Source organism: Micromonospora sp. NPDC048040 (genome assembly GCF_055587185.1).
In genome coordinates this window covers 375,707-388,420 of the sequence record NZ_JBVJGT010000001.1, presented here as the reverse complement: position 1 = coordinate 388,420, position 12,714 = coordinate 375,707, and the positions used below count along the sequence as shown (strand labels likewise).

At 75.0% G+C, this 12,714-nt stretch carries 14 protein-coding genes; 4 read left to right on the top strand and 10 right to left on the bottom strand.

What is annotated here, in order from left to right; translation table 11 throughout:
• Positions 1-110: 110 nt before the first annotated feature.
• The 3 genes from ACZ6O2_RS01755 to ACZ6O2_RS01745 are packed head-to-tail and all read right to left on the bottom strand — an operon-like array spanning position 111 to position 4,609.
• Complete coding sequence (locus ACZ6O2_RS01755) at positions 111-1,277, bottom strand: anhydro-N-acetylmuramic acid kinase (RefSeq protein WP_466021646.1); 1,167 nt, start codon at positions 1,275-1,277, stop codon at positions 111-113.
• Positions 1,278-1,286: 9 nt separating this feature from the next.
• Positions 1,287-2,537 carry a class I SAM-dependent RNA methyltransferase gene (locus ACZ6O2_RS01750; RefSeq protein ID WP_466021645.1) on the bottom strand — a complete coding sequence of 417 codons (1,251 nt, stop codon included), beginning with the start codon at positions 2,535-2,537 and terminating at the stop codon, positions 1,287-1,289.
• On the bottom strand, positions 2,534-4,609 hold the full coding sequence (locus ACZ6O2_RS01745; RefSeq protein ID WP_466021644.1) for an APC family permease: 2,076 nt from the start codon (positions 4,607-4,609) through the stop codon (positions 2,534-2,536). Before ACZ6O2_RS01745 ends, ACZ6O2_RS01750 begins: the two co-directional genes overlap by 4 nt.
• A gap of 163 nt (positions 4,610-4,772) precedes the next feature.
• On the opposite strand from ACZ6O2_RS01745, the gene ACZ6O2_RS01740 reads away from it, so the two are divergent.
• Positions 4,773-5,438, top strand: coding sequence for a potassium channel family protein (locus ACZ6O2_RS01740; protein WP_466021643.1), 666 nt, complete (start codon positions 4,773-4,775; stop codon positions 5,436-5,438).
• Between the two features lie 3 nt (positions 5,439-5,441).
• Positions 5,442-6,131, top strand: a complete 690-nt coding sequence (locus tag ACZ6O2_RS01735) for a potassium channel family protein (RefSeq protein ID WP_350681297.1) — start codon at positions 5,442-5,444, stop codon at positions 6,129-6,131.
• A gap of 150 nt (positions 6,132-6,281) precedes the next feature.
• On the opposite strand, the gene ACZ6O2_RS01730 is transcribed toward ACZ6O2_RS01735, so the two are convergent.
• The 4 genes from ACZ6O2_RS01730 to dut form a co-directional block, all read right to left on the bottom strand.
• Positions 6,282-7,004, bottom strand: a complete 723-nt coding sequence (locus ACZ6O2_RS01730; protein WP_350710995.1) for a DUF3159 domain-containing protein — start codon at positions 7,002-7,004, stop codon at positions 6,282-6,284.
• A 31-nt stretch (positions 7,005-7,035) separates the two neighbouring features.
• The gene (locus tag ACZ6O2_RS01725; protein ID WP_350710993.1) at positions 7,036-7,416 is read right to left on the bottom strand and encodes an OB-fold nucleic acid binding domain-containing protein; all 381 of its coding nucleotides are present in this window, start codon (positions 7,414-7,416) and stop codon (positions 7,036-7,038) included.
• Between the two features lie 126 nt (positions 7,417-7,542).
• A complete protein-coding gene (locus tag ACZ6O2_RS01720; RefSeq protein WP_350710991.1) occupies positions 7,543-8,217 on the bottom strand; it encodes a DUF3710 domain-containing protein in 675 nt (224 codons plus the stop codon).
• A gap of 25 nt (positions 8,218-8,242) precedes the next feature.
• Positions 8,243-8,794, bottom strand: coding sequence for a dUTP diphosphatase (dut, locus tag ACZ6O2_RS01715; protein WP_350710989.1), 552 nt, complete (start codon positions 8,792-8,794; stop codon positions 8,243-8,245).
• A gap of 90 nt (positions 8,795-8,884) precedes the next feature.
• On the opposite strand from dut, the gene ACZ6O2_RS01710 reads away from it, so the two are divergent.
• Positions 8,885-9,385, top strand: a complete 501-nt coding sequence (locus ACZ6O2_RS01710; RefSeq protein WP_350711075.1) for a DUF3093 domain-containing protein — start codon at positions 8,885-8,887, stop codon at positions 9,383-9,385.
• A 97-nt stretch (positions 9,386-9,482) separates the two neighbouring features.
• On the opposite strand, the gene ACZ6O2_RS01705 is transcribed toward ACZ6O2_RS01710, so the two are convergent.
• Together ACZ6O2_RS01705 and ACZ6O2_RS01700 are read right to left on the bottom strand one after the other, a co-directional pair.
• The gene (locus tag ACZ6O2_RS01705; RefSeq protein ID WP_466021642.1) at positions 9,483-10,367 is read right to left on the bottom strand and encodes a hypothetical protein; all 885 of its coding nucleotides are present in this window, start codon (positions 10,365-10,367) and stop codon (positions 9,483-9,485) included.
• A 137-nt stretch (positions 10,368-10,504) separates the two neighbouring features.
• Positions 10,505-10,801: a DUF4193 domain-containing protein gene (locus ACZ6O2_RS01700; RefSeq protein WP_007075406.1), complete on the bottom strand. Its 297-nt coding sequence runs from the start codon at positions 10,799-10,801 to the stop codon at positions 10,505-10,507.
• A 433-nt stretch (positions 10,802-11,234) separates the two neighbouring features.
• Here ACZ6O2_RS01700 and ACZ6O2_RS01695 point away from each other — a divergent pair, with 433 nt between their 5' ends.
• A complete protein-coding gene (locus ACZ6O2_RS01695) occupies positions 11,235-11,750 on the top strand; it encodes a LytR C-terminal domain-containing protein (protein WP_350711073.1) in 516 nt (171 codons plus the stop codon).
• 135 nt (positions 11,751-11,885) lie between these two features.
• On the opposite strand, the gene ACZ6O2_RS01690 is transcribed toward ACZ6O2_RS01695, so the two are convergent.
• Positions 11,886-12,701: an inositol monophosphatase family protein gene (locus ACZ6O2_RS01690; RefSeq protein ID WP_350710985.1), complete on the bottom strand. Its 816-nt coding sequence runs from the start codon at positions 12,699-12,701 to the stop codon at positions 11,886-11,888.
• Positions 12,702-12,714 lie beyond the last annotated feature (13 nt).

Sequence of the window (12,714 nt, the reverse complement as noted above, 5' to 3'; positions counted from 1 at the left end):
CCTGGCCGGGATCATCGCCGCCCGGTCGGGGTGCTGAGCGCCCGGTCAGCCGCGGATCCGCCCGGCCCGCTCCACCCGGCCGGGCGAGGCCCCCGGTCCGCCCGCCCTCGTCAGGGGCGGATCCGCAGCCGGCGGGGCGCGGCGGCCGGCGTGTGCCGGCCCGCCGGCCCGGACGGGGTCCAGGAGCCGAGCACGGCTGCCCGGGTGGCGCCGGTCACCGAGGGCAGCGCCCCGGGCAGCCCGTGCCAGGAGAGCCAGCCCAGCAGCGCGAAGGCGTACGCCTCCTTGGCCTGCGCCGGGACGCCCAGCTCGTCGGTGGTGCGCAGCCGCCACCGCCCGGCCCCGAGCGCGGCCAGCCGGGCCATCAGGGTGGGGTTGCGCACCCCGCCGCCGGCCGCCACCACCTCCGCGACGCCGTGCCGGTCGCACTCGGCGGCCACCACCCGGGCGGTCAGCTCGGTCAGGGTGGCCAGCACGTCGTCGGCGGGCACCGGCTCGCCGAGGGCGGCCAGCCGCGCGTCCAGGTAGCCGGCGTGGAACAGCTCCTTGCCGGTCGACTTGGGTGGCGGCGCCGCGTAGTACGGCTCGGCGAGCAGCGCGTCGAGCAGGCCGGGGTGCACCCGGCCGGCCGCCGCCCGGGCGCCGTCGAGGTCGCAGGGCCGGCCCAGGAGGCGCCGGGCCGCCGCGTCGAGCAGCGCGTTGGCGGGCCCGACGTCGTACCCGAGCAACGGCGCGCCCGGCGCGACCACGGTGAGGTTGGCGATGCCGCCCAGGTTGAGCGCGGCGCGCGGGGCCGCGCCGTCGGCCGGGTCGAGCAGCAGCGCGTCGAACGCCGGGACCAGCGGCGCGCCCTGCCCGCCGGCCGCGACGTCCGCCGAGCGCAGGTCGCTCAGCACGGGTACGCCGACCCGGGCGGCCACCCGCGCCACCGTGCCCAGTTGCAGGGTGCCCCGGGCCCGCCCGCCGTCGACCCAGTGGAAGACCGTCTGCCCGGGCGAGACCACGGCGTCGACCGCGCCGCCGGCCAGCTCGACGCCGACCGCCGCCGCCTCGGCGAAGACCTCGCCGAGGCGGTTGTCCAGCCGGCAGACCGCCTCGATCGTGGTGGCCTGCGGCGGCAGCAGCGCCCCGATCTCGGCGCGCAGCGCGTCGTCGTAGTCGAGGCCGCGATGCCCGAGGGGGCGCAGCCAGAGCGTGTCGCCCTCGACGGTGAACTCGGCGGCGGCCACGTCGACCCCGTCGTACGAGGTACCCGACATCAACCCGACGATCTTCATCGGGTCAGGCTAGCGGGCGGCTCGGCCGGGCGGCAGGAGCAGACCCACCAGCTCGACGTGCTGGGTCATCGGGAACAGGTCGAAGCCGCGCAGCGCGGCGAGCCGCCACCCCGACCCGGCGAAGGTGCGCACGTCCCGGGCGAAGGCGGCCGGGTCGCAGGCCACGTACGCGACCGCGCGCGGACCCGCGGCGACGACGTCCCGCACCACCCGGGCACCCGCGCCGGAACGCGGCGGGTCCAGCACCACCACGTCGACCGGGCCGGTGATCCGGCGGCGCGCGAGCGCGGCCTCCACCCGGGCCGGCACGATCTCGACCCTGGGCAGGTCGCGCAGGTTCTCCCTCGCCGCGGCGACGCCCGGCTCGGCCGACTCCACCAGGGTGACCCGGCCGGCGTCGCCGACCCGGCCGGCCAGCGCGGCGGCGAAGAGGCCCGCCCCGCCGTAGAGGTCCCAGGCGGTCTCCCCCGGCCGGGGGTCGAGCAGGTCGAGGACCGCGTCGACCAGGGTGTCGGCGGCGGCCGGATGGACCTGCCAGAACGACGACGCGGGCAGGACCCACTCCCGGCCGGCGGCGACCTCGCGGACCCGCTCCGGGCCGCGCACCGGGCGCGGCACCCCCTCGGCGACGGCGGTCACCGCCACGTCCCCGCCGGTGGAGGCCACCGTCTCGACCCCGTCCGCCGGCCAGCGCGCTCCGCTCGGGGCCAGCACGGGCAGCTCCTGGATCGCCGGGTGGGCGATCAGGCAGCGGTCGATCGGCACCACCTCGTGCGAGCGGTGCTTGAGCAGCCCGGCCCGGCCCGCGGCGTCGACGGCGTACCGGACCCGGGAGCGCCAGCCGAGCGGCCCGCCGGGCAGCGCCTCCACCCGGACGCCCAGGGCGTCCACCTCCGCGTCGGTCAGCCCGCCCAGGCGGGTGAGCTGCTCGCGCACCACCGCGGCCTTCCAGCCGAGCTGGGCGGCCGGGGCGACGTGCTGCAGGTCGCAGCCGCCGCACCGACCCGGCTTCGCGTACGGGCAGGGCGGCTCGACCCGGTCCGGGGCGGCCTCGAGCACGGTCACCGCGTCGGCCCGGACGAACCCCTTGTGCACCTCGGTGACCTCGGCGACCACCCGCTCGCCGGGCAGCGCGTGCCGGACGAAGACCACCTGGCCGTCCACCCGCGCGACGCAGTGCCCGCCCGGGGCGACCGCCCCGACGGTCAACTCGACCCGCTCGGCCTCCTCCAGCCCCCGGCCGTCCCGCGCCCCGGTCACCGCTCACCCCCACCGCTCGGGCCGCCCTCGCCGGGCGGCGCGGACACGACCGGCGGGACGCTCGGCGGCAGGGTGCCGCGTGGCGCCACCCGGGGCCCGCGGGCCGGTCCCCGGCTCAGCGTGGCGTCCAGCCGGTCCAGGTCCTTGCTCGCCGTCGAGGCGAGCTGCCACGGCACGCTGGTCACCATCACGCCCGGCTCGAACAGCAGCCGGCCCTTGAGGCGCAGCGCGCTCTGGTTGTGCAGCAGGTTCTCCCACCAGCGCCCGACCACGTACTCCGGGATGAAGACCGTGACCACGTCGCGGGGCGACTCGCGGCGGACGCCGGCCACGAAGTCCAGGATCGGGCGGGTGATCTCCCGGTACGGCGAGTCGACCACGGTCAGCGGGACGGGCAGGTCCCGCCGCTCCCACTCCGCCTGCAGTTCCCGGGTGTCCTTGTCGTCGACGTTGACGGTCACCGCCGTCAGCGTGTCCGGCCGGGTGGCCCGGGCGTACGCGATCGCCCGCAGCGTCGGCTTGTGCAGCTTGCTGACCAGCACGACGGCGTGGTTGCGGGCGGGCAGCACGGCGCGGCCCTCGTCCGGCGGGGTCAGCTCCGTGGCGACCCGGTCGTAGTGCCGGCGGATGGCCAGCATCAGCACGTAGATCATCGCCATGGCGGCGATGGCGATCCACGCGCCGAGCAGGAACTTCGTGACCAGCACGATGACCAGCACGGTGCCGGTCATCGCCATGCCGAAGGCGTTGATCGCCCGGGACCGGAGCATCCGCCGGCGCGCCTGCGGGTCCCGCACGGTCCGCAGGTGCCGGTTCCAGTGCCGGATCATGCCGGCCTGGGAGAGGGTGAAGGAGACGAACACGCCGACGATGTAGAGCTGGATGAGCCGGGTCACCTCGGCCTGGAAGCCGACGATCAGCACGATCGCGGCGACGGCCAGGAAGAGGATGCCGTTGGAGAAGGCCAGCCGGTCGCCGCGGGTGTGCAGTTGCCGGGGCAGGTAGCGGTCCTGGGCGAGGATCGAGCCGAGCACCGGGAAGCCGTTGAACGCGGTGTTCGCGGCCAGGAAGAGGATCAGCGCGGTGACCCCGGCGACCACGAAGAGCAGCACCGAGCCGGAGCCGAAGACCGTCTCCCCGAGCTGGGCGGTGACGGTCTTCTGCACGTACCCCTCGGGGCCGGAGACGATCTGCAGCTCCGGGTCCTCGACGAACTGCAGGCCGGTGAGCTTGGACAGCCAGACGATGCCGACCAGCATGGCCACCGAGATGGTGCCGAGCAGCAGCAGCGTGGTGGCCGCGTTGCGACTCTTGGGCGCCTTGAACGCCGGCACCCCGTTGGAGATCGCCTCCACGCCGGTCAGCGCCGCACAGCCCGAGGAGAAGGTGCGCAGCAGCAGGAATACCAGGGCGAAGCCGGTGACGCTGTGCTCGGCCTGGATCTCCAGGCCGGCGCTGGGCGCCCGCAGGTCGTCACCGAGCACGAAGACCCGGACCAGCCCGGTGAGCAGCATCCCGACCATCACGATGATGAAGCCGTAGGTGGGGATCGCGAAGGCCGTGCCGGACTCCCGCAGGCCGCGCAGGTTGACCGCGGTGAGCAGCACCACCGCGGTGACCGCGATGAGCACCTTGTGGGTGGCCACGAACGGCACCACCGAGCCCAGGTTGGCCACCCCGGAGGAGACCGAGACGGCGACCGTGAGCACGTAGTCGACCAGCAGCGCGCTGGCCACCGCGACGCCCGCCCGGGGGCCGAGGTTCACCGTGGCCACCTCGTAGTCGCCGCCGCCGGAGGGGTAGGCGTGCACGTTCTGCCGGTAACTGGCCACGACGGTGAGCATCACCACCACGACGGCCAGGGCGATCCACGGCGAGAAGAGGTACGCCGAGGCGCCGGCGATGGAGAGGGTCAGCAGGATCTCGTCCGGCGCGTACGCGACGCTGGAGAGCGCGTCGGACGCGAAGACGGGTAGCGCGATGCGCTTGGGCAGCAGCGTGTGCTTGAGCCGGTCGGACCGGAACGGTCGACCGAGGAGCAACCGCTTCAGCAGCGAGGTGGGTCTGGCCACAACCGCCAAGAGTACGACGACCCGGGCGGTCGGCGCGGGGTGGCCGAGCACGGGGCGGTGAACCGGCGGAGTACCGTCGGTCTCCGCCCCCGCCGGGAACGTGGCAGGCTCGCAGACGACACGCTCACCGGTCGGGCGGTTGCGCACCTTGAGGAGGGACGCGGTGCATGTCGTGATCATGGGTTGTGGCCGGGTCGGCTCGACCCTCGCCCACAGCCTGGAGTCCCGGGGTCACTCGGTCGCGGTCATCGACCAGGACTCCGACGCCTTCCGCCGGCTCGGCCCCGAGTTCGCCGGGATCACCGTCACCGGCGCCGGTTTCGACGGCGAGGTGCTCCGGCAGGCCGGCATCGAGCGCGCGGACGCCTTCGCGGCGGTCTCCAGCGGCGACAACTCCAACATCATCTCGGCCCGGCTGGCCCGCGAGACGTTCGGCGTCTCCCGGGTGGCGGCCCGGATCTACGACCAGCGCCGGGCGCAGGTCTACGAGCGGCTCGGCATCCCCACCGTGGCCACGGTCCGGTGGACCGCCGACCGGATGCTGCGGCACCTGGTGCCCGAGGGGAACGTGGAGATCTTCCGCGACCCGACGAGCACGGTGTCGATCGTCGAGGTGCCCGTGCACAAGGACTGGATCGGCCGGTCGGTGCTCGCCCTGGAGGAGGCGACGGGGGCCCGGGTGGCGTACCTGATCCGCTTCGGCATCGGCACGCTGCCGACCGTGTCCACCGTCGTCCAGGAGGGTGACCAGCTCTTCATGCTGGTCACCGACGACATCGCCGGGACGGTCACGTCGGCGGCGGCGGCGCCGCCGGAAGGAGGGCTCTGAGCCATGCGCATCGCCATCGCCGGCGCCGGCAACGTGGGCCGCTCGATCGCCCAGGAGCTGATCGACAACGGCCACCAGGTGATGTTGATCGAGCGCCAGCCCAAGATGCTCCGGCCCGACCGGGTGCCCGCCGCCGAGTGGGTGCTGGCCGACGCGTGCGAGCTGACCAGCCTGGAGGAGGCCAACGTCGCCGGCTGCGACGTGGTGGTCGCGGCCACCGGGGACGACAAGGTCAACCTGGTGGTCTCGCTGCTGGCCAAGACCGAGTTCGCGGTGCCCCGGGTGGTGGCCCGGGTGAACCGGGCCGAGAACGAGTGGCTCTTCACCGAGCAGTGGGGTGTCGACGTCGCGGTGAGCAAGCCGCGGGTGATGGCCGCCCTGGTCGAGGAGGCGGTCACCGTCGGCGACCTGGTCCGGCTGATGACCTTCCGGCAGGGCGAGGCGAACCTCGTCGAGATCACCCTGCCGCCGACCGCGCCGTACGTCGGGCAGCCGCTGCACGCGGTGCCGCTGCCGCGCGACTCCGCGCTGGTGGCGATCCTGCGCGGCAAGCGGGTGCTGGTGCCCAGCCCGGACGACCCGCTGGAGGCCGGCGACGAGCTGATCTTCGTCTGCACCGCCGAGGTCGAGGACGCGGTCCGCGCGGTGGTGCTCGGGCCGGACAGCGTGGAGCGGACCCGCGAGCAGCGCTGACGGCGCGGCGGCGAGCATCCGCCCGCGGGGCCCCTCCACCCGGGCCGACGTGCCGCACCGGGCCGTCGGCCGCCGCACTCGGCCACTCGGCCGCGGCACCGCCGTGCCGGCCTGGCCGGGGTGCGGGCGCGGACCGAGTGGGCGCGCCCGTCAGCCGGGCAGCGGGGCGGACCGGGGCTCCCGGGTCACCCGGCGGACCGTCCAGACCGTGATCAGCAGCAGCAACGCGTACGGCGGGTAGCCGAGCGCCAGCCGGGCGACGCCGAGCGCCGTCTCCATGTTGGCCGCGGCGGCCTCGTTGCCGGCGTCGTCGAAGTGGCGGGCGGCGAGGTAGAGCGCCGCCTGCACGCCGACCTTGGCCAGCCAGACGACGCCCCAGAGCACGGTCAGCCCGGTGAACGTCCGCACCAGGCGCGGGTCGTCGCGCCACTCGGAGCGCCCCTTGGCCACCAGCACCGACCAGATCCACCCCACCAGGGGCTGCCGGACGGCCGCCGAGACCAGCAGGGCCAGCCCGTAGCCGATGCCGTAGAGGATGCCGGGGAGGTAGAAGTCGCGTTCGTCGCCGGTGCGCCAGGCGATCGCGGCGCCGATGGCGACGCCGAACAAGCCGTTGACCGCGTGCCGGACGGGCCGCCGCTGGGCCAGCCGGAGCCCGGCGATCACCAGCGCCACCGCCACCGAGGCGATCACGGCGGGCCGCAGCTCACCGACGACGTTGGCCACCACGAAGACGACCACCGGGATGCTGGACTCGACCAGGCCCCGCCAGCCGCCGAGTTGGTCGGCCATCTGCTCGGCGAGGGTCGGCAGCTGCTCCTCGTCCTCCGGACCGCTCTCCGGCTGCGCCGCCCGGTGCTGTCCCGTCGTCATCGCACGCCTTCCGTCCGCCGCGCCCACCGGGTCACTTCGGCGGTTCCAGCTCGTAGTACGGGTTGTAGATCACCTTGCGGTCGTCACGCACCGCCACCCGCCCACGGGCGGTCAGGTGCCGGCCCGGCTCGATGCCGGCGATGTGTCGCCGGCCCAGCCACACCAGGGTCACCACGTCGCTGCCGTCGTAGAGGTCCGCCTCCAGGGTGGGCAGGTTGGTCCGCGGGGTGTAGACCACCGTGCGGAGCCGGCCGGCGACCGACACCACCTGCCCGCGCAGGCACTCCCCGACCGGCACACCGCCGTGCTCGGCGCACTCCCGGCGCAGCTCCTGCGCCTCGATCTCCGCCTCGCTCGCGGTGAGTCGTCGCAGCATGCGGCGCAGCGAGCCCCGGTCCTCGTCGGTCGACATGACCTCCGCGTCACCCTCTCCACGCTGGCCGGCGCTGCCGGCACGGGCCCGGCACCCGGCGGCGCCGGGACCGTGCCGCCAGCGTACGCCGACGGGACCGGTCCCGGCGTCGCCGGTGACGGGCGGTCAGGCCTCGCGCGGCCCGGGAGCGGGGTTGCCGCCGGCCGGCGCCCCGGCACCGGCCTGGTCGGCGACGTCGCGGGGCAGCCGCAGCGGCAGTGGCTCGCGCACCGGCTTCGCCTCCTGCCCCCGGTCGACCACCAGGCCGTCGAGGCACTCGGCGAGCGGGCCGGCGGCGGCCGGGTTGGTCGCCGCCTCGCCCTGGTAGACGCCGCGGACCATCCAGCGCGGCCCGTCGATGCCGACGAACCGCAGGTCGGTGATCCCGTCCTGGGTGCGCACCCGGGCGTGCAGCTCGGTGCCGTACTCGCCCTCGACCTCCTGGGCCGCCGCGCCGTCGTTGAACAGCGACTGGCGGATCTCCTCGCGCACCTCGTCCCAGATGCCCTCGGAGCGCGGCGCGGCGAAGACGCCGAGCTGGAGCGCGTTCTGGCCGTGCACCAGCACGACCTGCTGGATCACGCCCTCCGGGTCCGCCTGCACCCGCACCTCGACGTCGCGCACCGCGGGGATCTGCAGACTGCCCAGGTCGAGCCGCTGCACCCCGGCGGGCGCCTCCGAGACGTCGTACGGGCCGCGTGCCAGGGCCGCCGGGGCCGACTCGGTGGAGTCGAGGACCTCGGTCGTCCGCTCGTCACGGGCGTTCCGTCGGGCATCGTCCCGCTTACGGGAGAAGATCACTGCGCCAACCCTCCGCTGTTCGCACTCACCCTGCCACCTCTTCCGTCCGTCCGCCTGCCCGGTCCCGCTCGTCCGGCCGCCCGGTCGGCGCGTCCGGCGCCCGGAGGGCCGCCGGGGACGGCACCAGGCCGGCGTGTCCGCCGGTGGAGCCGTGCCCGCCGGTCCCGCGCCGGGACGTGGGCAGCTCGGCCACCGGCTGGAAATCGGCCCGCGCCACCCGCTGGACAACGAGCTGAGCGATCCGATCGCCACGGGAGATCTTCGCCGGCGCCTCCCGATCATGATTGATCAGGTTGACCAGGATCTCACCCCGATAGCCGGCGTCGACCGTACCGGGCGCGTTGAGCACCGTCACGCCGAGTCTGGCCGCGAGCCCCGATCGGGGGTGGACCAGGCCCACGTACCCCTCGGGCAACGCGATCGCCACCCCGGTCGGGACCAGGGCCCGACCGCCGGGTGGCAGCTCGACGTCCGCGGCCGCCACCAGGTCGGCCCCGGCGTCACCGGGATGGGCGTACGCCGGCAGCGGCAGCTCCGGGTCGAGCTGCCGTACGGGCACGGGTACGACGTCGGTCACGGTTCCCCTCTTCCGTCCGGTTCGTGGGGTGACCCTGACATCCTGCCGGTTCCGCCGGCTGCCGTGCGCCGTACCCTGGCAGGAGTGAGCCTGTCGCCATCCTCGCCGTCCCCGGCGTCGCCCGCTGCGGCGCCCCCGGAGCACACCGAGCGGCTCGGCCTGCCCTGGTGGCTGTGGCTGGGCGGGCTGGCCGCGGCCACGCTGCTGGCCGTGGAGCTGTGGATGGGCGCCCCCGGCGTGCGGGCCTGGCTGCCGTTCGTGGTGCTGCTGCCGGCGACCGCCGCCGGCCTGGCCTGGCTGGGCCGGATCCGGATCGCGGTACGCGACGGCGAGCTGCGGGTGGACGACGCCCGGCTGCCCGTCCGGTTCGTCGCGGACGTCGTCCCGCTGGACGCCGCCGGCCGGCGTGAGGTGCTCGGGGTCGGGGCCGACCCGTTGGCGTTCGTGGTGCAGCGGCCGTGGGTCCCGGGCGCCGTCCAGGTGGTCCTCGACGACCCGGCCGACCCCACCCCGTTCTGGGTGGTCAGCACCCGCCACCCGGTCGAGCTGGCCGAGGCGGTCCTCGCCGCCCGGGACGCCGCTCGTTCCTGAGCCGCCTCCGCGCCCGTCCCGCCGCCCGGCTGTCCGGCGCTCGCCCCCGGCCCCCGGGCCTGGCCCTCCCGCATCCTTCCCCGGCCCTGGCAGGGCGTCAGGCGGGGCCGGGCAGGGCCGGCGGGCCGCCGGGTAGGGCAGGGCTCCTGCGGCGCAGGTCCCGGCGGAGCTCGTCGGCCATCGTCCGGGTGGCCCGGCGGTTGAGGTAGCTCGCCACCGCCGCCCCGGTGAGGAAGGGGCCGAGCGTGGTCAGGTTGCGGCCGAAGCGCTTGAGCAGCATGTCCCGCAACTCCTTGCGGGCGGCGGTGCCGAGCACCGCGCCCACCCCGACGCCGGGCATCATCGGGTTGATCCCGCGCTGGCCGGCCCAGGACTGCACCAGCGTGACCGCCCGCTGGGTGCCGCCGGGCGCCAGCGGCACCCCGTAGACCTCGTGCAGCTCGCCGATCAGCTTGAGCTCGACGGCCACCACGGCGACCGTCTCGGCGGCGAGCAGCACCGGCGCGGAGAGCAGGGTCGGGGCGACGGCCCACTCGACCGCGGCGACTCCCCCGCCGGCGGCGCCGATCCCCGCCGTCGTCCGCGCGGCGTTGCGCACCAGCCGTTCGGCCAGCGCCTCGCCGTCCAGGCCGTCGAAGTGGCGACGCAGGGTGGCCAGGTCCCGCACGGGCACGTGCGGGGCGATCTCGGCGACCGTGTCGACCATCCACCGGACGGCGGTCTTCGGCTTGAACAGGTCGCCCAGCCCGCGCGCCCGCGCCTGCCCGACGAGCCGGCCGAGCAGTTGCCGCCGGCGGGCCGGTGCGACGTCGTCGGCGGTCAGGGCCGCGACGGTCGCGCCCAGCTCGTCGTCCGAGCCGGGCACGGTGTCCGCGCCGGGCACGGCGTCGCCCCGGCTCCCGTCCGGGTCGCCGTCGCGTGCGCCCTCGGCGCGGGTCCGGTCCGCGCCGCGCGTGCCGCGGGACTCGCTCCGCTCGCTCATGGGTCCGACCTCCCGAATGAACTGTCGCCGGCGTGGCGGCACCCGTCACGAGTGAAGCAGGTCCCCCGCCGCGTCGCACGGCAACTCGGGCAGCGGCGGCCCCACGAGGGAGCCGCCGCTGGTGGAGGCGCGCCGTGTCAGACGCACTCGCGGCAGATCAGCTCGCCGTTGCGCTCGACCGCCAACTGGCTGCGGTGGTGCACGAGGAAGCAGCGGGCGCAGCGGAACTCGTCCTGCTGCATCGGAAGCACCTTGACCGTGAGTTCCTCGTCGGCCAGGTCGGCGCCGGGCAGCTCGAAGCTCTCGGCCACCTCGGCCTCGTCGACGTCCACGGCGCCCGACTGTGAGTCGACGCGTCGGGCCTTGAGCTCTTCCAGGCTGTCCTCGCCGAGGTCGACCTCGTCGCGACGCGGGGCGTCGTAGTCGGTGGCCATCGGTTTCACTCTCCCATATCGATATTGTCGCTTCCGGTTGTAACGCCGGACGACGCTGTTTCGGTTCCGCTGGCCGGCCACCACTTGTGTCGGTCACCCGACCCGAAGACAGCACGGACGGAGACCTCCGGAGGAACCCCCAGCGAGCGCGGAACCTTACCCCCCCTTTGGGCGAGGCATGTATACCGCCCTCGTGGCTGAGATGTACGCCCCCGCACGCGAAGTTGTTCCCAATGTGACTCAGGCGACACGAAGATAGGGGTAGTAGTACCCGGTTCCCGGATGGCGCGCCGGCATGTCGGACTGTTTCCACGCGACGGCCGGACAACCGTTAACCTCAGCGGCGTACTCGACGGCCGGCGGGGCGGCCCGACCGCCGGCGGCCGCCGCCACCCACCTCTGTCCGGGGAGCACCCTGATGAGCTTTGCGCGAGTGCGAGCACTCGTTGTCGTCGGCCTGCTGGCGGTGCTGGCCCTGGTCTTCGTGGTGGTCGCCATGGTCCGCGACACCCAGGGCGACAGCGGCCTCGCCGGCGGCTGCCCGGAGGGCTGGCCGATGGCCGACGTGACCCTGCGCGAGCCCAAGGACGTCAAGATCAACGTGCTGAACGGCACGGACCGGATCGGCCTGGCCGGCGCCATCGCCGACGACTTCCGCAACCGGAAGTTCCAGGTCAAGAAGACCGGCGACGAGAAGAAGCAGATCGACGACATCGCGGTGCTGCGCTACGGCCCGAAGGGCGTCGGCTCGGCGCACCTGCTGCGGGCGTACTTCCTCGACAACGCCGAGTACGAGTACGACGCCAAGCGCACCGACGACGTCGTTGACGTGGTGCTGGGCAGCGGCTTCCAGCAGCTCGCCACCACCACCGAGGTCAACCAGTCCCTGGGCGACCTCGGCGCGCCGGTCGCCCCGGCGGGCTCCTGCCCGACGCGCGAGGACGACTGACGCACGGTGCCACGCCCCGGCCCGGCCGGGGCGCTCACCACGCCCGTACGACGCGGGAGCCGTACCAGCCACGTTGAGGGCCGTACCCGGTCACGTGAGGGCCGCACCGGCCGACGTGGCCGCCGGAGATCTCCGTCACGGGCCGCCGGAGGCGTCCAGGTCGGCGAGGCGGTCGTGCAGGGGCTTGAACAGGGCCGACGGGGCGGCGATCACCAGGTCCGGGCCGGCCGGCAGCCCGCCCAGCCCGGCCACCAGCAGCCCTGCCTCGGTGGCCACGAGGGCCCCGGCGGCCTGGTCCCAGGCGGCCAACCCCTTCTCGTAGTAGGCGTCCACCCGCCCCTCCGCCGCCAGGCAGAGGTCCAGCGCGGCGGCGCCGAGCCGGCGGATGTCGCGGACGTGCGGGATCAGCTCGGCGACCACCCGGGCCTGGTGCGCCCGGCGCGCCGGGTCGTAGCCGAACCCCGTGGCGACCAGCGCCTGGCCGAGGTCGGTCTCGGTGGAGCAGCGCAGCCGCTCACCGTCACGCCAGGCGCCCCCGCCGGCGGTGGCGGTCCACTCCTCGCCGGTGTTGACGTTGCGCACCACCCCGGCCACCACCTCGCCGTCGACCTCGGCGGCGAGCGAGACCGCGCAGTGCGGGATCCCGTACAGGTAGTTGACCGTGCCGTCGATCGGGTCGATGATCCAGCGCACCCCGCCGGGGCCGGTCGGGCCGGTCTCCCCCGCCCCGTACTCCTCGCCGAGCACGGCGTCACCCGGGCGCAGCCGGCGCAGCGCGTCGACCACCTGCCGCTCGACCGCCCGGTCGGCGGCGGTCACCACGTCGGTGACCGTGCTCTTGGTCGCGGCCACCGAGACGCCCTCGACCCGCATCCGGTACGCGGTCGCCGCCGCCTCGCGGGCCACCTCGACCGCGATCTCCAGCAGCTCCGCCGGCGCCGAGCGGTCCATCGTTCGTCCCCTT